This is a genomic window from Hymenobacter humi (genome assembly GCF_042665855.1).
Lineage (GTDB): Bacteria > Bacteroidota > Bacteroidia > Cytophagales > Hymenobacteraceae > Hymenobacter > Hymenobacter humi.
Window position 1 is genome coordinate 2,195,893 of sequence record NZ_JBHTEK010000001.1, and the last position, 24,178, is coordinate 2,220,070.

The following is a 24,178-nucleotide window of genomic DNA, read 5'->3' on the forward strand; positions in this document are numbered from 1 at the left end:
CCCAACGCCGCAAAGCACCGCTCCCGCGCCAGTAAACCTAATTACTGGCACAGTAGCGGTGCTCTTGGCGTTCAGCGGTAAGTGGTGCTGAACAGCTTCCTCAGCTTACGAAACGGCTCAATTCCAGCCGCCACCCAGGGCGCGGTACACATCTACCGTAGCATTGAGCTGCTGCATTTTGGTTTCAATGAGGTCAAACTTCGATTCCAGAGCTTCGCGCTGGGTGAAGAGGACTTCGGTGTACTCGGCCCGGGCCGAGCGGAAGAGGCTGTTGGAGATGTCAACCGATTGGTTGAGCGCGGCTACTTCCTTGGCTTTGGCATCGTAGCTTTTTTGCAGGTTGCTGATGTTCGAGAGCTGATTGGTTACCTCGACGTAGGCGTTGAGCACGGTCTTTTCGTATTTGTACACCGCCTGGGTTTGCTGGGCGTTGGCGCTGTAGTACGTGGCCTTGATGCCGTTCCGATTAAACAAGGGCGCCACCAAGTCGCCGCCCAGCGAGTACAGCATCGACTCGGGCGTGGAGAGCAGCAGGCCGGGCGTGAACGCGGCCATGCCCACGGCGGCCGAAAGGCGGAGCGAGGGATAAAAGTTGGCCCGGGCTACCTGCACGTCCAACTTGGCGGCTACCAGCTGTTGCTCGGCCTGCCGGATGTCGGGGCGGTTGGTGAGGAGCTGCGTGGGCATGCCGGCGCTGATAACCGTGGGCACCAAGTCGTTGAAGGACTCGTCGTTGCGGGCCACCGGCTGCGGGTAGCGGCCGGCCAGGTAGTTAATCTTGTTTTCGGTCTCGACGATGCGCTGCTGCAGCTTGAACTGTAGGCTTTTGGTGTGCTGCACCTGAGCCTCAAAGCGCTTCACGGCCAGCTCGGTGGTGCGGGCCGCTTCCTTTTGCTGGCGCACCAGCTCCAGCGCGTTGCTCTGGATGCCGATGTTCTGCTTCACGATGGCCAGCTGATTATCCAGCGCCAGCAGCTCGTAATACGAGTTTGCCAGCTCGGAAATCAGGTTGGTCGTCATGAAGTTTTTGCCCTCCACCGAGGCCAGGTACCGCAGGGCGGCGGCCTTCTTGGCATTGCGCAGCTTGTGCCAGATGTCGACCTCCCAGGTGGCAAACGCGCCCAGCTGAAAGTTGGTGAGCGGGTCGGGCGTGCGGCGGTCTTCCTGGATGTTGACCTTCTCTTCGGTGGCGCCCTGCAGCGTGTAGCGGCCTACTTTCGCCACGTCGGCCCGGCCGCCCAGGCCCACGAAGGGTAGGTACTCGCCGCTGCGGGCGCGCACTTCGTTGCGGGCAATCTCGATTTCCTGGAGGGTGATGTTGAGCTCCTGGTTGTTTTGCAGGGCCGTGGCTATCAGCGCTTGCAGGTTGGGGTCGGTGAAAAACTGCTTCCACTGGACGCGCGCGATGTTGGCGCTGTCCGGGGCGGCGGCAGTGGCGGTGGAGTAGCGGGCCGGCGTGTTGCGGCTCTCGTTTTTCACCACCAGGCTCGGGCGTTTTGCAGGCGCCCACGGCCAGCGCCAGGCCGGCGGCGCCCAGGCATTGATAAAGGCGTTTCTTAAGCATAATCCTCTGTTTCTTCGATTAATACACGCGGCTCAACCCCTTCAAAAATGGGCGACTCGTTTTCGTCCCGAATCAGCTTTTTGCTGCCGGCCAGGGTGCCGAAGAAGTAGTACAGGCCGGGGATGATGATGACGCCGAACACGGTGCCGAACAGCATGCCGCCCAGGGCTGAGCTGCCAATGGTGCGGTTGCCGATGGCCCCCGCGCCGGTGGCCACCACCAGCGGAATCAGGCCGGCGATAAAGGCGAACGACGTCATCAGAATCGGGCGGAATCGCACCCGGGCGCCTTCGATGGCCGCTTCGCGCACCGTCATGCCTTCTTCGTGCTTCAGGGCCGCGAATTCCACAATCAGCACGGCGTTTTTACCCAACAACCCGACGAGCATTACCAGGCCCACCTGCGCATATATGTCGTTGGCCAGGCCAAACATCTTGATGAACAGGAACGACCCGAATACCCCCGCCACCAGGGAGAAGATTACCGCCAGCGGCAGCAGGAAGCTTTCGTACTGCGCCGCCAGCACCAGGTACACGAACACGAGCACCACCAGGAAAATAACGGTCGACTCGTTGCCGCGGCTTACTTCGTCTTTCGAGAGGCCGCCCCAGTCGATGCCGTAGCCGTGGGGCAGGTCCTGGGCCACTTCCTGCACCGCTTTGATGGCCTCGCCGCTGCTGTAGCCCGCCGCTGCCCCGCCCCGGATGGAGCCGGTGGTGTACATGTTGTAGCGGTTGATTTCGTTGGCACCCTGGGTCTTCACGATTTTCATGAAGGCCGAGAACGGCACCATCTCGCCCTTGTCGTTTTTGGCCCACATGTTCAGCACGTCCTCGGGCAGCTTGCGGTACTCCGGCGAGGCCTGCACAAACACCTTGAAGAAGCGCTGGTACTTGATGAAGCCCAGGCTCGTAGGTCGAGCCCACCATCACGGAGAGCGTGTTCATGGCGTTGCCGATGCTCACGCCTTTCTGCATGGCCAGGCTCGTTGTCAATCTTGAGCTCGTACTGCGGGTAGTTGGCCGAGAAGAAGGTGAACACGCCGGTCAGCTCCTTGCGCTTTTTCAGCTTGGCGATGAATTCGTTGTTCACCTTTTCCAGGGCTTTGTAGTCGCCGGAGTTGGTTTTGTCCAGTAATTGAAGCTGAAAACCACCCGCCGCGCCGTAGCCCGGCACTGCCGGCGGCTCGAAGAATTCGATGGTCGCGCCGGGAATCTCGTGGGCCTTCTTTTCCAGGTTCTCCACAATCTCGGCAATGGACTCCTTGCGCTCCGACCACGGCTTCAGGTCAATCAAGCAGGTGCCGGCGTTCGAGCCGCGGCCTTCGGTGAGCACCTCGTAGCCGGCCAGGGTGGAGATGTTGGCGATGCCGGGCACGTCCTTGGCCAGGTCGCGCAGGCGCTTCGATACGGCGTTCGTCTGCTCCAGCGTGGTGCCGGGCGGCGTCTGCACAATGGCGTAAATCAGGCCCTGGTCTTCGCTCGGAATAAAGCCGGCCGGCAGCTTGGCCGTAATCGCCCAGATGCCCAGCCCGAAGGCAATCAGCATCACGAAGGTGATAATCCGGTTGGCCACAATCCGCTCCAGCAGGCCCACATAGGCGTTGGTGAGCTTCTCGAAGCTGCGGTTGAACCAGTCGAAGAAGCGCTGCATGGGCGTTTTCTTCTTGGGCTGACCGTGGTTGTTCTTCAGAATCATGGCGCAGAGCACCGGCGTCAGCGTGAGGGCCACGAGGCCCGAAATCACGATGGCCGTGGCCATGGTGATAGAGAACTGCCGGTAGAAAATGCCCACCGGGCCGCTCATGAACGACACCGGGATGAACACGGCCGTCATCATGATGGTAATGGCAATGATGGCCCCGCTGATTTCGCCCACCACTTCCCGCACCGCGTTGTAGGGCGACATGTGCTTCTCTTCCATCTTGGCGTGCACGGCCTCAATCACCACAATGGCGTTGTCGACCACGATGCCGATGGAAAGCACCAGCGCAAACAGCGTAATCATGTTGATGGTGAGCCCAAAGGCCTGCATGGCCACGAACGAGCCCACCAGCGACACCGGCACGGCCAGCGCCGGAATCAGCGTGGAGCGCCAGTCGCCCAGGAACAGGAACACCACCAGCGCCACCAGAATAAAGGCGTCGCGCAGGGTGTGGATTACGTTCTCAATCGAGGCGTCGAGGAAGTTCGACACGTCGTAGGTGATTTTGTAGTCCATGCCGGGCGGGAAGCTGGTTTTCTTCAGCTCTTCCAGCTTGGACTTCACCTCTTTAATTACGTCCGAAGCATTCGAGCCGTAGGTCTGCTTCAGCACGATGGCCGCCGACGGGTACTGGTTCAGGTTGGAGTAGATGTCGTAGTACTCCGAGCCCAGGCTCCACGTTGGCCACGTCGCGCAGGTGCAGGCTTTCGCCGTTGGCGTTGGCCTTCAGAATCACGTTCTTGTACTGCTCCACGTCGTTGAAGCGGCCCTGGTAGCTGAGCACGTACTCCAGCGACTGCGCCTGCTTGCCGTCGGAGCGGCCAATGCGGCCGGGCGAGCCAATCACGCTCTGCTCTTCCAGGGCCTTCATCACGTCATCCACCGAGATGTTGTAGGCCCGCATGCGGTCGGGCTTGAGCCACACGCGCATGGCGTACTGCCGGCTGCCCAGAATGCTGGCCCGCCCGATGCCGTTGAGGCGCTGCAACTCGGGTATCATGTTCACGCCGGCGAAGTTGAACAGGTACTTCATGTCGGTGTTCTTGTCCTTGGAGTACAAGTTCACATACATGAGCATGTTGGGCACCACGCGGTTCACAATCACGCCCTCGCGCTGCACCAGCAGCGGCAAGCGGTTGAGCACCTGCGCAATGCGGGTGTTCACGTTCACTACGGCCTGGTCGGGGTTGGTGCCCAGGTTAAATACAATCTGGATGTTGGCTTCGCCGGCGCTCACGGCGTCGGAGGTCATGTACTTCATGCCCGGCACGCCGTTCACGGCCTGCTCCAGCGGTATCAGCACCGACTCGGTAAGCACCTTGGCGCTGGCGCCGGGGTAGGAGGCGCTCACCATCACCAGCGGCGGCGAAATCTCCGGAAACTGCGACGTAGGCAGCTGCAGGATGGCCAGCCCGCCCATGAGCAGGATGACAATCGATATAACAATGGCAAATACTGGCCTACGAATGAATTTACTAAACATACGTTTTTAGCTGTCAGCCAATAGCTTATAGCTGTTAGCTGTTGTTCTGAGGAAAAACCACTAGCCAGCGTCCGTCCGCTCTCAGCCCAGGGAAGGCTAACAGCTGACAGCTAATGGCTAACAGCTAATAATCTATTCGCTGTACACCTTTAAATTCGAGATGACCGCCTGGGGGCCTTGTAGTCGTAGCTCACCTTGTCGCCGTCTTTCACCTTGCGCAGGCCCTCGAGCAGAATCCGGTCGGTGGCCGAGATGCCGGATTTGATGACGTACAGGTCGGGCATTTCGGAGGCAATGCCGATTTCGCGCTGGTGCACCACGTTGTTTTTGTCGACCACGAAGACGTATTTCTTCTCCAGAATCTCAAACGTGGCTTTCTGCGGGATAATCAGGGCGCCTTTCAGCGGCACGGTCATGAGCACGCTGCCGGTCTGGCCGTTGCGCAGCAGCCCGTCGGGGTTGGGGAAGGTGGCCCGGAAGGCAATGTTGCCGGTTTCGTTGTTGAAATCCGCCTCAATGGTTTGCACCACGCCGGTCTGCTTGAATTCCTCGTTGTTGGCCATTCGCAGCTTCACGTGCGTGGGCTTGTCGCTGGCTTTGGCATGGGCTTTATAAGCCAGGTATTCGGCTTCGGGCACGTTGTAGTACACCCACATTTTGCTGTTGTCGGAGAGGGTGGTCAGCAATTCACCCTCGTCGACCAGGCTGCCCAGCCGGCCCTGGAAATGGTCCATGATGCCGTTGAAAGGCGCCCGGACGGTGGTGAACTGCAGATGCGTCTGGGCCAGCGACACGTCGGCGTTGGCCTTGTCGTATTTGGCCTGGGCCAGCGCCAGCTCGCTCTTCGACACGATGTTCTTGTCGGCCAGCTTTTTGGTGTTGTCGTATTCCAGCCCCACGTAGTTGGCTTCGGCCTGCGACTTTTTCAGCTCGGCTTGGTACACGGTGGGCTTAATCTGAAACATGAGCTGCCCTCGCTGCACGTGCTGCCCCTCGTCGACGTAAATCTTTTCGAGGTAGCCTTTCTCCAGGGCCCGCAGCTCAATGCGCTGGATGGAGTGAATCTGGGCGACGTACTCTTTGGTAACGGTCGTGTCTTTTTGCAAAGGGCTGGTGGCCAGCAGCTGCACCTTTTCTTCCACTTCCTTTTTCTCTTCTGAGCAGCTTGTACCGCAATACAAGGCACACAAGCTCATCAGCACGAGCCGGGGCATTCTTTTCATAAAATCAAGTACAATGACGGGCGTTTGCAAATGCCCTTATGATATTGGGCCAGAAGGGCAAGCGCGTTGAGCTGCCCTGTTTCCGGAAGAACTCCACTAGGCCCTGCAAGCGGGCCGGCGGCGCTTCGATGGCCAAGCAGCGCCGTAGGCCGGCGCCGCGCCTGGTGTTAGCGGCGGAGGCGCAGCTGCCCCGGCCCAAAGCGCCCACGGCAGCGTAGCCGGCACCTCCAAAAAACGCTGAAACGAGACCATACCGTTGAGTTCTACTCCTTAGAAGTCGCAAAGGTGCGGAGGCGGTATTAACGTGGGATTGGAAGGAAATTAGAACTTTCTAATGTCGGGATTTCCCATGCCTGGGTTACCGGTTTTCGGGGCGGGACTTCTTACCAGAAAGCCAGGTTACAGGCTCCTAGCCAGCATTGGGCTCTTTACAGCCACAGGCGAAACTCCGTGCCTTCACCTACCACCGATTGGGCGGAGACCCCGCCGCCGTGCAGCTCCGCGATGCGCTGCACAAGGCTCAGCCCCACGCCGTTGCCGCTGATGCGCGCGCGCACCGCCTCGGCCCGGTAGAACGGCTCGAACACGTGCGGCAGGGCCTCGGGGGCGATGCCGATGCCGGAATCGCGCACGGCATAGGTGCAGCCGCCGGGGCCGGCGGTGAGGCTGGCGTGCACGGCCGCACCGGCCGGCGAATACTTGCAGGCATTATCCAGCAGGTTGACGAGGGCCAGGGTGAGCAGCTCGGCGTGGGCCCGGGCCTGGCAGTCCTCCATCGCGGCGGGCAGGTGCAGGCTCGATGGTGGCGGCCGGGTAGCGGCGCTGCACGGCCTGCACGGCATCGAGCAGGGGCTCGGTCAGCAGCACGGGCGTCAGGGGCAGGTCGTGGGCGGGGTTTTCCTGGCTCAACTCGGCCAGCAGCAGCAGGTCGTTGGTGAGCGAGATGAGGCGCCGCACCTCCTCGGTGGCCGACGTAAGCGTGGCGCGCAGCTCCTTCGGGCGCTCGTCGTAGGTCCGCGAAATGTCGAGTGCCCCCAGCAGGTTGGCCAGGGGCGTGCGCAGCTCGTGTGAGGCATGCCACACAAAGGTGCGGTTCTGGGTTACCGTGTCGGAGAGGCGGGCGAGCAGGGCATTGAATTGAGCCGCCAAGCGGGCCAGCTCGTCGTGGCCGTTGCCGGTAGAAAGCCGCTGGTCCAGGGTGCGCGAGGAAAGCGCCTGAATTTCCTGGCTCAACTGCTGCACCGGGCGCAGAGCGCGGCCCGCAAACAGGTTGGCCAAGGCTACCACCAGCGTCAGGCCCAGGATATTGGTGATGAGCAGGTTGTTGCGCAGGCGCGCCCGCCCCTCGCGGCCAAACTTGTCTTCGGCCGTGACGATGACGACGAACCGCTCGTTGCCTTCCCTGGTGTAGAGCGCCACCCCCAACGCCGGCCCGTGGCCAAAAGTGACCCGCCCGGCCGTGCGCGCCTGCCGCAGCAAGCGCGGCGTGATAACCAGGCCGGGGTTAGGCCGGCTGGCGTACACGAGCCTGGTTGGCGTCGTTGTAGATGGCTTCGTACTGGTTTTCCTGGGTCAGCAGCAGGATGGCATCGGTGGGCTCCAGGCGGTCGTGCTTGCGCACGTACACCTTCGCCGTGGCCTCGGCCTTGCGCAGCAGCAGTCCTTCGAAAATGCCCCGCTGGCTGCTGCGCTCAAAGAAATAGACGCCACACGACACCGCCGCAACCAGCGCCAGCATCAGGCCGGCAAAGAAGAGCGTAAGGCGGGTGCGAATGGTCATCGAATCAAACGACTTAGTGCGTGTTTGGATTTAGCAAAAAACATCCTTTGGACGTCATGCTGAGCTTGCCGAAGCATCTCGCTCGCTTCGTTGAACTGGCTTGATTACCACTGCACGCGAGATGCTTCGACAAGCTCAGCATGACCCGAACTTGAAAATTTCTAAACACACTCTTTAGGGGCAAATAAGTAGCAGCGGTAAGCGAGAGGGCGGGGAACCTTACTCGCGCAACACGTAGCCCATGCCCACTACCGTATGGATGAGCTTGGGCGAAAAATCTTTGTCAATCTTGCGGCGCAGGTACGTGATGTACACGTCGATAACATTGGTGTTGGTGTCGAATTTCAGCTCCCAGACTTTTTCGGCGATGTCTATCCGCGACACCACATGGCCCTGGTTGAGCAGCAGGTACTCAAGCAGCGCGTACTCCCGGGCGGTGAGGGCAATGGGCCGGCCGGCCCGCTCTACGCGCTTGGTGGTGAGATGCAGCGTGAGGTCGGCGATGCTCAGGGTGCGGCCGGGGCCGGCGTCGTGGTAGCGGCGGTAGAGGGCGCGCACCCGCAGCAGCAGCTCCTGAAACTCGAACGGCTTGACCAGGTAGTCGTCGGCGCCGGCATCGTAGCCTTCCGTTTTGTGGGCGATGCCCCCAGGGCCGTCAGCAGCAGTATAGCGGTCTGGGGCTGTTCGGCCCGTAGCCGGCGGCACACTTCGAAGCCGTTGAGCTGGGGAGGCTGACATCGAGAATGGCCAAATCGTAGGCGCCGTGCAGGGCCATGCTCAGGCCCAGCGGCCATCGAAGGCCGTATCGACCCAGTAGCCTTCGCCTTCCAGGCCCTTACGAACGAAGGAGCTGAGCTTGGCTTCGTCTTCTACGAGTAAAATCTTCATGAAACGGCAAGGGCGCGAAGAGGCGTAAAGGTAGCTCGCCGCATGCCGTATGTGGCGCTGCTTCGCAACAGCACATTTCATGTTGATATAGCGCGACAACGTGTTCTAAAGCAGATATTCGTGGCTCTGCTGCTGTGGCTGTTTTCCTGAACTAGCTTAGCAAAAGGATAGGACCGGCAACAACTGGTTACTTTCAGCCCTTATGAATCCTATTCACTGGCTTTTCGCGCGCCTCTTTCATAACATTCACACGCTAAAGCCTGACGCTATTGTCGAACAATTACCCGTCGCTGCTCTCATTGCGCTTAATGTGTTGCTGCTTACGCCAATAATTCAGGCTGTTATGCTCGTGGAAATGGCCTTCAATATCTCCATTGGTACCCCAGGCACCGTTGCCTTGTGGCTGATAGTTTCTGCGGTCAACTACTATCTGTTGCTCGGCCAGGAGTCGGTGGCCCAAGTCCTGAGCCGCTACCCAGCCAAACCGACGAGCAAAGGCCGAGCAATGACATTCTTTAGCGCGCTGGTGCTCCTGACTCTGCTGATGAGTTGGTTTCCTATATCTGGCATGCTGCGATTCGCGGAAATGCCGTATCGGCTGCCTGAATAAGCGGTGGACAGCAGCGGTCCGGCAAATGGGTCCCCGGCTCGCCGTTGACCAGGCAGCCGAAGGTGCTTGAACCACCGTTTCGGAGAACGAAAACACGGGAATGTTTAGAAGGGGCAGGGCGAAATGAGCCGCGTTTAACCGGGCGGCTTGTTGGTCTCTAAATAAACGTTAGAGCGTATTTGGGAATTTGAGGTTGGGTCAGGCTGAGCTGGTCGAAGCATCTCTACCTCAATACTACAGCAGATTCGTAGTGGGTGTACAGGTTATGCCTCACCCCCAGCCCCGGCTTCGCGCAGCAAGCGAACCGGGGCCGGGCGTGAAATCGAATACACGCACCCTGAAACTGCTCTAACCTAGATTAGTAGCGCGGTCTTGATGCTTCGACCAGCTCAGTATGACGTTAAAAAAGCTGCTTTATGCAAAATCCAAACACGCTCTTAGTCAAGAGATGCACAGGCAGTGGTATATTTAAGTAGCCTTCTACCTTTGTTGCTGCTGGCACGCGCTGGCTCTGTTTTGCCTGTGAACCGCTTTCTGGCACTTTTCCTTACCTCCCTGATGCTGCTCCAGACCCTGGGGCGGGAAGTGCTGGTGTTGGATTATCAGCTCAATAAAGCGCGCATCACAGAGCTGTACTGCGTCAACAAAGCGCGCCCCCAGCTCAAGTGCAACGGCAAGTGCCATTTGGCGAAGCAGCTGCGCGCAGTCGATGCTTCGGAGAAGAAAGCCCCGGCCGGCTCGTTGGCGAAGGTGAAATACGAGGTGCTGGCCACGGCGGCTTTTGCCTTGTTGGAGCTCCGGCACTGGCCCCGGCCCGCGCGCCACTACCCCACGCCAGCGCGGGCCTGCTACGCCTCGGCGCACAGCGCGGGCGTGTTCCGTCCCCCATTAAGCGTCTGATTGGCAACCGGTTGAGCTGGCATGGCCGGCCGCCGATCCATGGGTGAGCCCGGCCGTGCCCACGGCGGGCTGGCGCGTGCGCGCACGCGCCAGATTTTCAATCAGCTTTAGCTTCCTTTTCCGATGAATTTCTCTTTTATCTCCGCTTTTGCCGGCGCCCTCGCCCTCGTGGCCCTGAGCCTGGGGGCTGCACCAACGACCCGGTGGAGCCCACCGCCGAAACCGGCGTGTTTACGCTGCACATGGACAACGGCCTGAGCGTGACCGGTGCCAATGGCACCACCACTTTCAGCGCCTTGGTGCTGAACGCTAACACCTACAAAACCGCCGCCGGCGACGACTTTGCGGTGAGCACCTTTAAGTACTACATCTCCAACGTGAAGCTCGCAAAAGCCGACGGCAGCACCTACGCCGTGCCGGATACTTACTTTCTGGTAGACCACGCCACGCCCGCTACGCAGGCCCTCGCCATGAAGGGCGTGCCCGTAGGCGACTACACCGGCATCAGCTTCACCGTGGGCGTGGACAGCACCCGCACCAAAGCAGTCAACTTCACCGGCGTGCTCGACGCCAACAACGGCATGTACTGGGACATGAACGGCCCGGAGTTCATCAACCTCAAGCTGGAAGGCCGCTCGCCGCAGTCGCCCACTACCGGCCTGGTGTTTCACATTGCGGGCTACAAGCACGCCACCACCAATACCATCCGCACCGTGACGCTGCCCTTCCCCACGGCCAAGCTGCTGGTGCGCACCGACCACTCGCCCGAAATCCACATGCACGTCGACCTCGCCAAGCTGTTCGACGGCCCGAACCCGGTGCGCTTCGGCACCACCTACAACGTGATGGGCGGCCTGCCCGCGGCCCGCATAGCCGACAACCTGGCCGCGGGCATGTTCTCGGTGTCCCACATTCACGCCAATTAAACGCCTCATGCGACTCCTTTCCCTTCTTTTGCTGGGCGCGGCGCTGGGGCTGCTGCCCCGGGCCAGTCGCGCCTGCGACATCTGCGGCTGCTTTATGGGCATCACGCCCTACGACAACCAAAGCAGCATCAGCCTGATGCACCGCTACCGCATCTTCAACGGCTACCAGCAGTACGGCCACTCGCCGCGCTTTTTCCCGAAGGGCGCGCGGCCATTTTTCCCGTCGCCGCTCAACGGCGATGACGGCTACGAACACCACCACTCCGGCGACCCCACCGATTTTGAGGCCTTCCGGGTGGTGGAGCTGCGCGGCAAATACTTCCTTTCGCAGCGCGTGGAAGTCAATGCGTTTGTGCCGTACGTGATGAACACCTCGCAGATAAACCGGCGGCAGCTCAACGCCTCGGGCCTGGGCGACGTGACCGTGTTTGCCGGCTACCACCTCATCCGGGCCATCGAAACCGCCGGGGTGCAAAGCCGCCTGATTGTGGGCGGCGGCGTGAAGCTGCCCACCGGCGCGTTTCGGCGCCAAAACGCCCAGGGTGAGCGGTACCCTTGCTCAACCAGGTGGGCACCGGCACCACCGACGGCTTTGTGTACGCCAACTACATCGGCAGCTACCGCAGCTTCGGGCTGAGCGTGAACTCCAGCTACCGGCGCTCCACGGAAAACACCTTCCGCAACAGCCTGGCGCCGAGCACGGCCACGTTTGCCAGCTTGTTTTACCGCATTCCCGTAGGCACCGACTGGCAGCTCTACCCTTCAGGTCAATTTTTCTACGAGAAGACCAAGGGCGAAATGCTCGAAGGCCAGCTCACCGGCGAGCACGCCATGAACAACGCCCTGCTGGGCCCCGGCCTGGATTTGTACTACAAAAATGCGTCGCTGAACACCAGCGGCAGCTCCCCATTTACACCGCCGAAACCGACCACCCGGCCAGCGCCGGGCGCCTGGTGGTATCGGTGGGCTACAGCTTCAACCAAACCAAGTACCTGCTGCACCGCAAGTCCTGAAGCACCGGCGCCCCGCCGGCCGAGAACTAGGGCTTGGCAAAGCGCGGGTCCTGAATAAACGTCGAGTCGGTGAGCGTACGCATGAACGCCACTATCTGGGCCTTTTCGGTGGCCGTGAGCTCCAGCGTGGTGCTTTGCTGGCGCGGGTCGTTGGTGGTGTTGAGCAGCAGCGGGTCGATGGTGGGGCTGCTGAGGGCCACGTGCTCGTTGTAGTGGTCCACCACTTGCTCGAGGGTGCTGAAGCGGCCGTCGTGCATGTAGGGGGCCGTCAGGGCAATGTTGCGGAGCGAAGGCACCCGGAACTTGCCGCGGTCGGTGGGCTGGCCGGTGACAGTGCCCAGGCCCAGGTCGGCGGGAGTGGCGTCGAGGCCGTTGTTGCTGAAGGTGTGGTTGGTTTGCAGGTCGCCGCTGTGGCAGTCGCCGCAGTTGCCCCGCGCAGCGTGCCGTTGGGGTGGGTAGTGAACAGCACCAGCCCCTGCTGCTCGAACGGGCTCAGGGCCGTGCGGTTGCCGCGCCGGAACCGGTCGTAGCGGGAGTTGCCCGAGATGAGGGTGCGCTCAAATTGAGCCAGGGCTTTGAGCGTGTTGGCTTCCGTGATGGTGCTGCTGCCAAACGCCCGCCGGAAAAGCGGCGGGTAGCGCGCGTCCTGCTGCAGGCGCGCCACCCCGACGGCGAGCGACTGGTGCATTTCTACGTCTTTCTCGATGGGGATGCGGGCCTGCGTTTCCAGGGTGCTTGCGGCGCCGTCCCACGTCAGCCTGGGTTCCCAGAGCAGGTTGGCCAGCGACATGGCACTGCGCGTCGACCGGGCGCCGTTCACGCCGATAGATTTGGCCAGGCCGTCGGTGAAGGCCAGTTGCTGCCGGTGGCACGAGGCGCAGGCAACGTTGCTCGTTACCGACAAGGCCGTTTCGTAGAACAGCTGCCGGCCCAAGGCCACGCCTTCCACTGTGAGCGGGTTGTCGGTGGGCTGGGCGAGCGGTGCCGGAAAATTGCTGGGCACGGCCAGGTTATAAGCCGAAGGAGCCACAACCGGGCCGTCGGGCTCGGGCACAACGACGGGCTCGTCGGGCGCAGCGCACCCCACCAGCCCCAGCAGCAGCCCAAGTCGCAGCAGTTGAGAAGTCATGCCAAAGAGCAAAGAAGTTGAGGGAACGGTGCCGGGCGGTGCCAGGAGCGCCAGAAAAGCTAGCGGCGCCACCTTCATCCTGGTACACCTCCTGAGTCAACCCGGTGGTGTGGCTTACTACAGTGATTCGAAAGAGGAGCCGTTTCCTGCTTCTCAAAGTTCAAGATTTATCTCAAATGTACCATTACCTAAGGCTCGTTTTGCTACCCCGCGTGTTCCTGCCATGCAGCCTTTGCGTTGCCCGTCAAGTAGTCGGAAAAACAACTGCAATAGAAGTTCACGAAACTCATCTCTAATTCGAGTTTCGTGAACTTTGAAAAGTGAACGGGTTTCTTGAACTCAATCTGGACAGTAGGGCCCTGTCGCCAGCCTGGTAAGCGTCCATTGGCAGTTGTTTACTCAAACGAGCGATTGTGCTTTACTGGCTCTCTCATCCAATAGCCTTCCTGTTCTGGACTTCCGTTCTTCCGCATTCCTTTTTACGGCTCCATGGCTTCAGGGGAAGCCCCGCGCTCCAGACGGCGGTTGCTCTGGAAGGGCACCATATATTTGGCCTCCGCTTGTCCTTTTCTTTTTCTAGTTTCCCCTTGCATGCCCCGTCTCTACTCCGCTGCCCTTACGCTACTGCTGGCCTGGCTGCCCGCCGCCGTCTTCGCCCAAACCATCAGTTCCGTGTCACCGACGTCGGGTAACGTGGGCACGCTGGTAACGCTCACCGGGACCAGCCTGGACTTGGTTACGGCCGTGGCCGTGAACGGCACGGCCGGCGTGATTCTGGACCAAACGGGCACCTCGTTGCATCTGCTGGTGATGCCCGGTGCTACCTCCGGCACCATTACTGCCACGGGGACGGCCACGGCCATTTCTCCCGCCACTTTTACGATTACCCGCACGCCCCTAACCACCGCCCAACAAGGCCCTAAGCTCGTCGGAACCGGGACTATTGGGACTGGTGCACAGCAAGGGCAATCCGTCGCCCTATCGGCCGATGGCAACACCCTGGCCGTGGGCGGAAATGCTGACAACAGCAACGCCGGGGCCACGTGGGTGTTCACCCGTACCGGCTCCACGTGGAGCCAGCAGGGCGCCAAGCTCGTCGGAACCGGGGCCACGGGAACTACTGCCTTCCAAGGCACTTCCGTCGCCTTGTCTGCTGACGGCAACACCCTGGCTGTAGGGGGCGAGGCGACAACAGCAACGCCGGGGCCACATGGATATTTACCCGCACCGGCACAACGTGGAGCCAGCAGGGCGCCAAGCTCGTCGGAGCTGGTTCCGTGGCAGCAGGCCTTTCCGTTGCCCTATCGGCCGACGGCAACACCTTGGCCATGGGCGCACCCGGAGACAACTACCAAACGGGGGCCACGTGGGTGTTCACCCGTACCGGCACGACGTGGAGCCAGCAGGGGCCCAAGCTCGTCGGAACCGGTGCCAGGGGCCCCCTTGTACAGCAAGGGCAATCCGTCGCTTTGTCTGCTGACGGCAACACCCTGGCTGAGAGTGGACCCTCAGACGCCGACGAAACAGGGGCCACATGGGTGTTCACCCGCACCGGCTCCACGTGGAGCGAGCAGGGGCCCAAGCTCGTCGGAACCGGAGCAAGTGGACTTTATGGGGCGGCCCAAGGCACTTCCATTGCCCTATCAGCCAATGGCAACACGTTGGCTGCGAGCGGACCGCACGACAACCGGTTCGCTGGGGCCACGTGGGTGTTCACCCGCACCGGCTCCACGTGGAGCGAGCAGGGGCCCAAGCTCGTTGGAAGCGGGGCAAGTGGACTTTCTGATGCCTTCCAAGGCACTTCCGTCGCCTTGTCCGCCGATGGCAACACGCTCGCTGCGGGCGCATCCGGAGAAAACGGCAACGTCGGGGCCACGTGGGTGTTCACCCGCACCGGCACGACGTGGAGCGAACAGGGGGCCAAAATCGTCGGAACCGGGTCCTTCCTGGGCAGTGTACAACAAGGCCATTCTGTCGCTTTATCGGCCGACGGCTCAACCATGGCCACGGGCGGATGGAATGACAACAACAAACTAGGGGCGACGTGGGTTTTTCTACGGCTAGCACCCCCTTGCCCAGCGCGCTGCGGCTGCGCCACGAGCCAGTGCCAACTTCTTTCCCAACCCCGTCGCTGAGCAACTCACCGTCACCGGCGGGGCCCGCGCCGGTGCGCTACGCCTTTTTGACAGCACGGGCCGCAGCTTGCTGACCGGCGTGTATCACGACGGACAGCCGTTGAACTTCTCCTTCCTGCCGGCGGGCCTCTACTGGCTAGTACTAGACCAAGCCCCCGCTCGACCCTTGCTCAAGCGCTAGGTCGGTGCTGCCTTGCAAAGGCAGCGGCCGGTGTGCAACTCCAAACCGCCCTTATTCAAAAGGCCCAACGATTGCTCCTTCGGTTGACTTATAAGTAGAACCGCCTCTACTTAGGAGTTTGGGCAAACGGTGGAAAGACCAAACGCGCTTTATGCCAAGCTCGCTTTTATTGCAAATCGCTTAGGATGGCAAAAGAAGCAGGTGCGCTTCGCGGTGGCTACTGTCTGGTAAAACCTAAAGCGAGCACGGCCGATAAATCGGCGGGTTGCACCGTGCCCTCCAGCACCAGGCCCGTGGGACAGTTGCAGGCGCTGCAAACAGCGCCAGCGTTTTTGACGCTGGCCTGGGGCTGGTGCAGCGTAAGGCCCTGCTGGGCCAGGTAGGCCTGGGCTGCGGCGGCGAGCTGTTGCGTGCCCGAGGCCTGGCCCCAGCGGTCGGCGCATTGGGTTTGGGCGTAGCGCACCCCCACCAGGCTCGGGTGCAGGCGCCTCTTTTTGGCTGGTGCAGCCCCCGACTGCCATAGTGCAAAGGCTGCCGAGCAGCCAGGCCGTAATGCGGGTGAGTTTCGGGTTCATGAAGGAAGGGCAGGGGTTCTAATTCGTTGACTGGCAGCCCAACCTACTAGGGTGTGTGGACAATTAGAGCAGCCAGACGAAAGTAGCGGCGCAATGCGCGAAAGCGAGAAAGGAGGCGCCCGTTTTTTCATAGCGCGTGGCCAGGCGTCGGTACTGCTTGAGGCGGTTGAAGAAGCGCTCGACTTTGTTGCGGTCAGCGTAGAGGTTGCGGTCCAGCACCCGCGCCACGCGCCGGCTGCGCTTGCTGGGCACGACGAGGGCCGCGCCGGTTTGGGCGCAGCCGGCCACGAGGGCATCGGTGTCGTAGGCCTTGTCGGCCAGCACGGCCCCCACCGCCAATCCGGCCAGCAAGTCCGCGGCCACGGTGCAATCGGCCTGCTGTCCAGGCGTCAACCGCAAGCGCAGCGGGTTGCCCAGCGCGTCTACGACGACGTGGAGCTTGCTGGTGAACCCGCCGCGCGAACGGCCCAGCGCTTCGGCTAGGGCACTGCTTTTTTGCCCCGCGGCGTGCTGGTGGGCCCGCACGCTGGTGGAATCGAGCATGGCCCAGTCCAGGTCCGGGTCTTGTACGGCCTCGAATACGCGTTGCCAGACGCCTTTCTGCGCCCAGCGGCGGAAGCGGCGGTACGTGGAGTTCCACGGCCCGAACCGCTCGGGCAAATCGCGCCACGGCGCGCCGCTGCGGGCAATCCAGAGCACGGCGTTTAAAAACAAGCGGTTGTCTGCCGCCGAGCGGCCGGCATCGCCGGCTTTGCCCGGCAACAGGGGCGCTAATCGCGCCCAATCGGCATCTTTGAGTTCATAGCGTCGCACCACCCAAAGGTCGGCGATTGTCCACACACCCTAGTGCACGCCGACTCTTTTATTTAGGTCCCGACCGCAGCACGATTTACACAACCAGCCATAGCCTTGGCAGAACTCTGCGCTGCTCGCAACGGCTTGCTAAAAGCCGCATTAAAAGTTGAAATACTTGCTCAGGAAGCTTAAGGCGCAAAAGAGTCCAGTGATGACGCTCACCGAAGGGTTCTGCAACGGCTATTGTCTTCTGAGTTCATCGGGCTCAAAAAAGAACAGACCTAATCCGAACGCGCTGCTACTTTTGCAGCTCCAGCACCACGGCGGTTTTGGCCGGCAGCTGCAGCGTGGCAATGCTGGCCAGGTTCTCGCCAGTCAGCACGTTGCGGGCTTTGCTGAAGCCGGTGGTGCGCTCCGAGAAGCGGGCAGTGGGCAGCGCAACGGGTTTGTCGGTGGTATTGGTGGCCACCATCACGGTGCCAGTAGCCCCGTAGCGGAAGTACACGTACAGGCCGTTTTCGGGCAGGTACTGCATCAGCTTGCCGGAGTGCAGCGCCGGGTGGGAGCGGCGGTAGGTGGCCAGCTTTTTCACGAAATCGAAGGCCTCGTTTTCGGGAGCGGTGCGGCCAGCGGCGGTGAATTTGTCTTCTTTGTCGCCGGGCCAGCCGCCGGGAAAATCCTTGCGCACCTCGGCATCGGTGGGGTTCTTGAGGTTTTTCATCAGGATTTCGGTGCCGTAGTACATCGACGGGATGCCGCGGGTGGTGAGCAGCCAGGTGAGCCCCATTTTGTACTTGCTGAAATCTTCGCCAATCACCGACAGGAAACGGTCGTGGTCGTGGTTGTCGAGGAAGGTCACCAGCCGGGTGGGGTCCTGGTAAACTGCATCCTGAGCCAGCGCTTCGTACATGCGCTGGGCGCTGCCGTCGTGCTTCAGGCCATCCACCATGGCACCTTCCAGCACGAAGTCCAGCCCACCGGGCTGGTTCGATTTGAAGGGGAAGTTGATGTTGTTCTTTACATAGTACGACTGGTCGACCACGTTGCTCACCGACGACTCCCCGAAAATGTGGATGCGGGGGTACTCCGTGAGCAGCGCGGCGTTGCAGCGGTTCATAAACGGCTGGTCGTTGTACATGTAGGTGTCGATGCGCCAGGCGTCCACCCCGAAGTTCTCGACCGACCAGATGGCGTGCTGAATCAGGAAGTTGGCCACGTACGGGTTCTGCTGGTTCAGGTCGGGCAGGAAGGGCACAAACCAGCCGTCGAGCGTAATCTTCCGGTCTATCTGCGAGGCGTGCGGGTCGGTGATGGGCTGCTGGCGGTAGGACGTGTTAGTGTAGGTGGGCCACTGGTGCAGCCAGCTTTTCATGGGCAGGTCCTGGATAAACCAGTGCGTGTTGCCCACGTGGTTGTACACGGCGTCCTGCACCACCTTGAGGCCGGCGGCGTGGGCCTGCTGCACGTAGGCTTTGTAGGCGGCGTTACCGCCCAGGCGGCGGTCCACGTTGTAGTGGTCGGTGAAGCCGTAGCCGTGGTAGGAGGCCCGCATGGTGCCGCCTTCGTTGGTCAGGGGCTGGTTGTTTTCAATAACGGGCGTAAACCATACGGCCGTGATGCCGAGGTCTTTGAGGTAGCCGATGTGCTGGGCCGCGCCGGTCAAGTCGCCGCCGTGCCGGAAGAAGGGGTTGGCCCGGTCAGAGTTGGGGTCGCGCAGGTCGGCGAATTTGTCGTTGCTCGGGTCGCCGTTGGCAAACCGGTCGGGCATGGCCAGGTAGATAAAGTCGGCCTGTGTCACGCCCTGGGCCTTCGCGGCGTTGTCGCGGGCTTTCAACTCCCAGGCCCGGGTGAGGGTCTGGCTGCCTTTCTTGCCCACGATTTGCAACTTGCCGGGCTTAGCGGTGGGCGCAATGGTCAGGTCAAGAAAGGCGTAGTTGGAGTTCTCGACGGTGTTGGTTTTCACCAGCTTCACGCCGGGGTAGGCGATGGTGTAGGTCAGCGTGCCCGCGCCCGGGCCGTACACGAGCAGCTGCACGTTGGGCCGTTTCATACCCACCCACCAGTTGGTGGGGTTGATGCGCTGAATGGAAACGGCTTGGGCTTGGGCTACTTCCGGCAGCAGGGCCGCAAGCAATAGAATCAGAAGTAGGTATCCTTTTTTCATGAAGTAAGAAATTTGAAGGCCAGCGCTATGCGTGGTGTCTGCCTCAGCTTAAACTTGAAAGAATAAGTAACAACGTCGTGTGCGTAAGTTCGTCTTGCTGAGTGCGACCGGGGAACCTCACCCCCGGCCCCTCTCCAAAAGAGAGGGAGCCTGACGGTAACTAACAAACAGCTTCGACTTAATTGAACTGGGGCTTCCTGTGTTTAGGAATTGAGCTAAAACCTTGTGCCGTGGCTCCCCTCTCTTTTGGAGAGGGGCCGGGGTGAGGTACCATCGGACAAAGGCTCCGATCAATAGGGCAACCGAATTACGCGCGTTTGCGGCCCTGTGTGAGCATCTCCACGATTTCGCCGAGGCGGCGGGTGCGGGTTTCGGGCTTCTTGGCGCCTTCCAGCCAGCGCACGAACTCGCGCTGGTGAGTGTAGGCCAGCTTGGCGAAGTAGGCGGCGGCTTTGGGGTTGCCGGCCAGCTGTTCGGCCAGGTCGGCGGGGGCTTCCATTTTGCGCTCTGCCACGTCGCGCGACAGGGTCACGCGCACGGTGTCGCCCACCGTTTTGTCGATAGCCCGGCGGATTTCCTTGAGCAGGAGCAGGGCGTGGTGGCCATCGCCGAGCGGCACGATGCTTCCCTGGTAAGGATAGCCGTCGAAAGTAGCCTGGATGGGCACGCGGCCGCGGGTGCCGTACACGTCGGGCACGCTGAACGGTACCACCACAAATACCCCGCCGCGGTCTTCGCCCGCTTCTAAAATGGCTTCAAACTCGTGTTCTGGCTGCATGGTGGCTATTGGGGTTGCAAGGGTTGGGAATGGCTTTCCGGGGCAAAGTAAACCATTGCGCCGCCAGCCCAACCTCGCGGGGTTACCCAATGGCCACTTCGCTGAGGATGCGCTGCACGGCCTCTTCATCGGCGGCGGCTATCACGCGCACCTCGCCAATGGTGGTGCCGTACTGCTCGGCCAGGCGGTGCTGCATGCTTTCTTCGGGCACCAGAATCACGCGGGCGCGGCGCAGGGTCATGCGCTCCACTTCCAGGAGCCAGCCGCGGTCGCCGGGGCTGATAAAGTCGGCTGCCAGACTCGCCACATAAAGCACCATGGGCTGACCCGTGCTGTTGCGGATTTCGAGCGCCGCCAGCCACGCCGGCCAGTTGGGCGCGTAGATGACGCCGAAGTCGGAGCGGCCCCGCACCAGCGCGGCCCGGCGGGCATACTGAATCATGCGAAAATTGAGCCCGTCCAGCACGGGCATGAGCACGACGGGCACAGCAGCAACGGGTTCGGGTTCCAGCGCTATGGGTTCGGCCCAGGGCTGGTTTTCCGCCACGAGTAGCTCATCCAGCGTGATGTCGTCCTCGGGTGCCAGTAGGGCAATGGCCTCGTCGGGGCCCGGCTCCGCTGCCATTTCGCTGAACGCCGCTGGCCGCACCACGGCGGGCAGCTCGGGGTCGGGGTCAAAATTCAGGTCGCCGTCCCTGGGGTGCGCGTTGGGCTGCAGCGTGCCCGCAGGCAAAGCCGTTGAGCTGAGAGTCGGCAGCGATTTCCCATTCGACAGGTCGGCGGCTTCGCGCACCGTGGAGGAAGGCAGGGAGGGTGCTACGGGCGCCAGCAGCTGCCGCGTACCCTCACCGCTGGTGCTGGCACCGAGGTAAGGCGCCGCTGGCGACTGCCAGGAGCTAGCTTCTGCGCTGCCCGCCTGAGTAGGCCACTGGCTGTGGGCGGCCGCCAGCCCCTCCAATTCATCCGGCATGGTGGCCGCACTGGCCTGGGACAGGTCATTCAGGCCGATGATGCGCGACTGCAACAGGACCATTTCGGCGGCGGCTTTGGGGGCCGGGCGCGTGCCGGGCAGCAGCCGGACCCCCGCCGTGGGAGCCACGGTGGTCAATGCGTCTTCGGGGGCTGGTGCTTCGGCGTCGGTTGCGGTGGCTTCCGGGCCTGGTGTTGAGGCTTTGGACAGCCCAACGTGTTCTTGAGCTAAGCCGCTGGGTTTGGTTTCTGTGGCTTGGGCTGGTTCTTCGCCGGGGGTAGGTTTGGGTACAAGGCCACCACCGGTTGCTGCGCGGCCGCCTGGTACACCAGGGGCAGGGTAGGGGGCAGGGCTGTGCCGCCGAGCACGGCCACACTCGGGTCGGCATCGTCCCAGGCCAGCAGCAGAACAGAAAAATCGGACAGGGTCATGGGTCGGAAAGAGGAAGCAAAATTTGGCCCGCCCGGGCGTTGGTAGCGGCGCAGTAGCCAATCTGCCTCCAATGCTACGCAACCTAGACCATATATCAGCGAAAAATTCGCGACTGCCCAGCCTCCGAAAAGTAACTTGCGTACTAATCCCGCAGTTAACCGGCCTCGCCGGTCTTTTTTGCCCGGTTTGGCGGTCGGTTTTGCCTTTTGTTTAGAATAACTTTATGGATACCACGATTCAGGAAAATAACTACATGGTCAACGACCTGGCGGCCCAAAGCCACCAGGAACATTATCCAGGCGAAATTATCCGGGCCGACCAGCTCGACGACAACCGCTTCCTTTTTAACTGCCAAAACGGAGTTCGGCTCGTGCTGCACGTACTCAGCGATAAAATCCTGCGCTTTCGCTACCTCACCGACGGCCCGCTGCTGCCCGACTTCTCCTACGCCTTGCCCACCGACGGCCGCCAGCGCCCGGCGCCCGAGTTTCTGGAATTCAAGGAAAAGAGCGACCACTACCGCATCACCACCGAGCGCCTCATCTGCATTGTGCAGAAGGAAAACCTGAAAACCCGCGTGCTCGACCGCTCCGGCTCCATCCTGAGCGACGACGAGAAGGGCTTCCACTGGGAGTACGACTACGACACCGGCAACGACATCGTGAAGATGAGCAAGCACGTGCCCGCCGGCGTGCACTACTACGGCCTCGGCGACAAGCCCGACAACATGAACCTGCGCGGCAAGCGCTTCACCAACTGGGGCTCCGACACCTACGGCTACACCAAAGGCAGCGACCCGCTCTATAAGAACATCCCGTTCTACCACGTGCTGCACCAGAAAATTGCCCACGGCATTTTTTTCGACAACACCTTCAAGGCCAGCTTCGACTTTGCCGCCGAGCGCGCCGACGTGACCAGCTTCTGGGCCCAGGGTGGCGAGCTGAACTACTACTTCATCTACGGCCCCACCCTGATGGAGGTGACCGAGGAGTACACCCTGCTCACCTGCCCGCCCGAGCTGCCCCCGCTCTGGACCCTGGGCTACCACCAATGCAAGTGGAGCTACTTCCCGGAGGCCAACGTGAAGGAAATCACCACCGGCCTGCGCGAGCGCCAGATTCCCTGCGATGCCATCTACCTCGACATCGACTACATGGAGGGCTACCGCTGCTTTACCTGGAGCAAGGAGCATTTCCCGGAGCCCAAGCGCATGGTGCAGGAGCTGGCCGAGGACGGCTTCAAGCTGGTTGTCATCATCGACCCGGGCATCAAGATTGACCCCGAGTACCCCGTGTACCAGGAAGGCATTGCCAACGACTACTTCTGCCGCCGCGCCGACGGCCCGCTCATGAAGGGCTCGGTGTGGCCCGGCCTCTGCAACTTCCCCGACTTCACCAACCCCGACGTGCGCGAGTGGTGGGCCGGCCTGTTCAAAGAGCTGGTGCAGGACATCGGCGTGAAGGGCGTGTGGAACGACATGAACGAGCCGGCCGTGTTCGAAAAAGGCACGTTCCCGCCCGACGTGCGCTTCAACTACGACGGCCACCACGCCTCGCACCAGAAAGCCCACAACATCTACGGCATGCAGATGGCCCGCGCCACGGCCCAGGGCATGAAGCAGTTCTGCTACCCCAACCGGCCGTTTACCATCACGCGCAGCACGTACTCGGGCGGGCAGCGCTACTCTTCGGGCTGGACCGGCGACAACATCGCCTCCTGGGAGCACCTCTGGCTGGCCAACATCCAGTGCCAGCGCCTGAGCATCTCGGGCTTCAGCTTCATCGGCTCCGACATCGGTGGCTTCGTCGACACGCCCACTGGCGAGCTCTATTCCCGCTGGATTGCGCTCGGCGTCTTCCACCCGTTCTTCCGCACGCACTCTTCCGGGGACCACGGCGACCAGGAGCCCTGGAGCTTCGGCGAGCCGTTCACGAGCCTGGCGCGCCACTTTATTGAGCTGCGCTACCGCCTGCTACCCTACATGTACACCACGTTCTGGCAGTACGCCACGGCCGGCACGCCCATGCTGCGGCCGCTCACCTTCCTCGACCAGAACGACACCGAAACTTATCTGCGCATGGCCGAATTCGGCCTCGGCGACAACCTGCTGGTGTGCCCCATCACGCAGCCCGGCGCCGATGGCCGCTGGATGTACCTACCCCGCGGCGACTGGTTCTACTACTGGACCGACGCGCCCAATGCCGGCGGCAGCGAGGTGTGGGCCAATGCCGACCTCACCCGCATTCCGCTCTACGTGCGCGCCGGCGCCGTGCTGCCCATGCAGCCCGTGCTGCAGTACGTGGGCGAAAAGTCCATTGAGGAGCTTACGCTGCACGTGTACTACAAAAACGGCACCGCCGACAGCGTGCACTACGACGACGGCGGCGAAGGCTACGCCTACGAAGACGGCCACAAAACGCTGCGCCGCTTCACCGTCACGGGGTCCGAAACGGAGCTGGTGCTCACCCAGACCATCGAAGGTGAGTATCGGACCAGCTACGCCACCTACCGCGTGGTGCTGCACGGCCTGCCCGTGGGCCCCGCCGCCATTTCAGTAGATGGCGCTGCCGCTCAGGCCGCCGAGGCAACGCTGGAAACCGGCCTCGTGCTGCCCAGCGTGGTAGTAGGCGTGGGCTTTGGGGAGGTACGGGTGGCGCTGGCCATTGTGCCTCCGACGCCCCCGGCAACTGGCCAGCCAGCGGCATAAGGCTGGTTTCCTGATGCAAAAAGCCCCACGGCTGCTGGTTCAAACCGGCGGTTGTGGGGCTTTTTTATGCAAATATGATAGCGTGGAAGGGTTATGTCATGCTATCCCGCGGCGGAGCCGGGTATCGAAGCTGCCTTGCTTACCCCATGCCTGTGTCCATTTCGCTTTTTCAGTACTGATTAAACTCGTCGCGAAATAAGCTGCGAATATCAAGCAGAGGT

The 24,178-nt window shown here is 61.5% G+C and carries 19 protein-coding genes and 5 pseudogenes; 9 read left to right on the forward strand and 15 right to left on the reverse strand.

The features are described 5' to 3' along the window. Positions 1-117 precede the first annotated feature (117 nt). The 3 pseudogenes from ACFQT0_RS12285 to ACFQT0_RS12295 form a co-directional block, all read right to left on the reverse strand. Positions 118-1,564: pseudogene (locus ACFQT0_RS12285) on the reverse strand (TolC family protein). Beyond that, positions 1,557-4,751: pseudogene (locus ACFQT0_RS12290) on the reverse strand (efflux RND transporter permease subunit). The pseudogenes ACFQT0_RS12285 and ACFQT0_RS12290 overlap by 8 nt, the downstream one beginning before the upstream one ends. Before the next feature lie 132 nt (positions 4,752-4,883). After that, a pseudogene (locus tag ACFQT0_RS12295) lies at positions 4,884-5,974 on the reverse strand (efflux RND transporter periplasmic adaptor subunit). Between the two features lie 38 nt (positions 5,975-6,012). Here ACFQT0_RS12295 and ACFQT0_RS12300 point away from each other — a divergent pair. Continuing rightward, on the forward strand, positions 6,013-6,192 hold the full coding sequence (locus ACFQT0_RS12300; protein ID WP_380203109.1) for a hypothetical protein: 180 nt from the start codon (positions 6,013-6,015) through the stop codon (positions 6,190-6,192). 210 nt (positions 6,193-6,402) lie between these two features. On the opposite strand, the gene ACFQT0_RS12305 is transcribed toward ACFQT0_RS12300, so the two are convergent. From ACFQT0_RS12305 to ACFQT0_RS12320, 4 genes and pseudogenes are all read right to left on the reverse strand, one after another. After that, on the reverse strand, positions 6,403-6,750 hold the full coding sequence (locus ACFQT0_RS12305) for a sensor histidine kinase (protein WP_380203111.1): 348 nt from the start codon (positions 6,748-6,750) through the stop codon (positions 6,403-6,405). Next, the gene (locus ACFQT0_RS12310; RefSeq protein WP_380203113.1) at positions 6,683-7,498 is read right to left on the reverse strand and encodes a histidine kinase dimerization/phospho-acceptor domain-containing protein; all 816 of its coding nucleotides are present in this window, start codon (positions 7,496-7,498) and stop codon (positions 6,683-6,685) included. The genes ACFQT0_RS12305 and ACFQT0_RS12310 overlap by 68 nt, the downstream gene beginning before the upstream one ends. Beyond that, positions 7,479-7,754 (reverse strand): hypothetical protein, encoded by a 276-nt coding sequence (locus ACFQT0_RS12315; RefSeq protein ID WP_380203115.1) that lies wholly within the window; start codon positions 7,752-7,754, stop codon positions 7,479-7,481. The genes ACFQT0_RS12310 and ACFQT0_RS12315 overlap by 20 nt, the downstream gene beginning before the upstream one ends. A 219-nt stretch (positions 7,755-7,973) precedes the next feature. After that, positions 7,974-8,642, reverse strand: a pseudogene (locus ACFQT0_RS12320) (winged helix-turn-helix domain-containing protein). A 202-nt stretch (positions 8,643-8,844) separates the two neighbouring features. Here ACFQT0_RS12320 and ACFQT0_RS12325 point away from each other — a divergent pair. From ACFQT0_RS12325 to ACFQT0_RS12345, 5 genes are all read left to right on the forward strand, one after another. Next, entirely contained in the window at positions 8,845-9,252 is a 408-nt protein-coding gene (locus ACFQT0_RS12325) for a hypothetical protein (RefSeq protein WP_380203117.1), read from the forward strand. Positions 9,253-9,810: 558 nt separating this feature from the next. Continuing rightward, a complete protein-coding gene (locus ACFQT0_RS12330) occupies positions 9,811-10,152 on the forward strand; it encodes a hypothetical protein (protein WP_380203119.1) in 342 nt (113 codons plus the stop codon). Positions 10,153-10,355: 203 nt separating this feature from the next. After that, positions 10,356-11,078 carry an MbnP family protein gene (locus ACFQT0_RS12335; RefSeq protein ID WP_380203122.1) on the forward strand — a complete coding sequence of 241 codons (723 nt, stop codon included), beginning with the start codon at positions 10,356-10,358 and terminating at the stop codon, positions 11,076-11,078. A gap of 7 nt (positions 11,079-11,085) precedes the next feature. Further along, the gene (locus ACFQT0_RS12340) at positions 11,086-11,715 is read left to right on the forward strand and encodes a hypothetical protein (RefSeq protein ID WP_380203124.1); all 630 of its coding nucleotides are present in this window, start codon (positions 11,086-11,088) and stop codon (positions 11,713-11,715) included. After that, complete coding sequence (locus ACFQT0_RS12345; RefSeq protein ID WP_380203127.1) at positions 11,646-12,149, forward strand: hypothetical protein; 504 nt, start codon at positions 11,646-11,648, stop codon at positions 12,147-12,149. The genes ACFQT0_RS12340 and ACFQT0_RS12345 overlap by 70 nt, the downstream gene beginning before the upstream one ends. Here the strand turns inward: ACFQT0_RS12345 and ACFQT0_RS12350 are convergent. Next, entirely contained in the window at positions 12,118-12,387 is a 270-nt protein-coding gene (locus tag ACFQT0_RS12350; protein ID WP_380203129.1) for a hypothetical protein, read from the reverse strand. The genes ACFQT0_RS12345 and ACFQT0_RS12350 overlap by 32 nt on opposite strands. Further along, positions 12,360-13,220, reverse strand: a complete 861-nt coding sequence (locus tag ACFQT0_RS12355; protein ID WP_380203131.1) for a cytochrome-c peroxidase — start codon at positions 13,218-13,220, stop codon at positions 12,360-12,362. The genes ACFQT0_RS12350 and ACFQT0_RS12355 overlap by 28 nt, the downstream gene beginning before the upstream one ends. 591 nt (positions 13,221-13,811) lie before the next feature. Here ACFQT0_RS12355 and ACFQT0_RS12360 point away from each other — a divergent pair. Both ACFQT0_RS12360 and ACFQT0_RS12365 read left to right on the forward strand, forming a co-directional pair. Continuing rightward, positions 13,812-14,000 (forward strand): annotated as a pseudogene (locus ACFQT0_RS12360) (IPT/TIG domain-containing protein); the annotation flags it as partial. Positions 14,001-14,548: 548 nt separating this feature from the next. Further along, positions 14,549-15,355, forward strand: a complete 807-nt coding sequence (locus tag ACFQT0_RS12365; RefSeq protein ID WP_380206164.1) for a hypothetical protein — start codon at positions 14,549-14,551, stop codon at positions 15,353-15,355. 398 nt (positions 15,356-15,753) lie between these two features. Here ACFQT0_RS12365 and ACFQT0_RS12370 read toward each other — a convergent pair whose 3' ends face one another. The 6 genes from ACFQT0_RS12370 to ACFQT0_RS12395 form a co-directional block, all read right to left on the reverse strand. After that, on the reverse strand, positions 15,754-16,005 hold the full coding sequence (locus tag ACFQT0_RS12370; RefSeq protein ID WP_380203133.1) for a hypothetical protein: 252 nt from the start codon (positions 16,003-16,005) through the stop codon (positions 15,754-15,756). Positions 16,006-16,174: 169 nt separating this feature from the next. Beyond that, the gene (locus ACFQT0_RS12375) at positions 16,175-16,924 is read right to left on the reverse strand and encodes an IS5 family transposase (protein ID WP_380203134.1); all 750 of its coding nucleotides are present in this window, start codon (positions 16,922-16,924) and stop codon (positions 16,175-16,177) included. 280 nt (positions 16,925-17,204) lie between these two features. Next, complete coding sequence (locus ACFQT0_RS12380; protein ID WP_380203136.1) at positions 17,205-19,070, reverse strand: glycoside hydrolase family 13 protein; 1,866 nt, start codon at positions 19,068-19,070, stop codon at positions 17,205-17,207. Between the two features lie 307 nt (positions 19,071-19,377). After that, positions 19,378-19,848 (reverse strand): YdeI/OmpD-associated family protein, encoded by a 471-nt coding sequence (locus ACFQT0_RS12385; protein ID WP_380203138.1) that lies wholly within the window; start codon positions 19,846-19,848, stop codon positions 19,378-19,380. Positions 19,849-19,930: 82 nt separating this feature from the next. After that, positions 19,931-20,947: a glycosyltransferase gene (locus tag ACFQT0_RS12390; protein ID WP_380205999.1), complete on the reverse strand. Its 1,017-nt coding sequence runs from the start codon at positions 20,945-20,947 to the stop codon at positions 19,931-19,933. 98 nt (positions 20,948-21,045) lie between these two features. Continuing rightward, entirely contained in the window at positions 21,046-21,249 is a 204-nt protein-coding gene (locus ACFQT0_RS12395; protein ID WP_380203140.1) for a hypothetical protein, read from the reverse strand. Positions 21,250-21,473: 224 nt separating this feature from the next. Between ACFQT0_RS12395 and ACFQT0_RS12400 the strand changes: the two genes are divergently transcribed. Beyond that, positions 21,474-23,957 (forward strand): glycoside hydrolase family 31 protein, encoded by a 2,484-nt coding sequence (locus ACFQT0_RS12400; protein ID WP_380203142.1) that lies wholly within the window; start codon positions 21,474-21,476, stop codon positions 23,955-23,957. Positions 23,958-24,178: the final 221 nt, after the last annotated feature.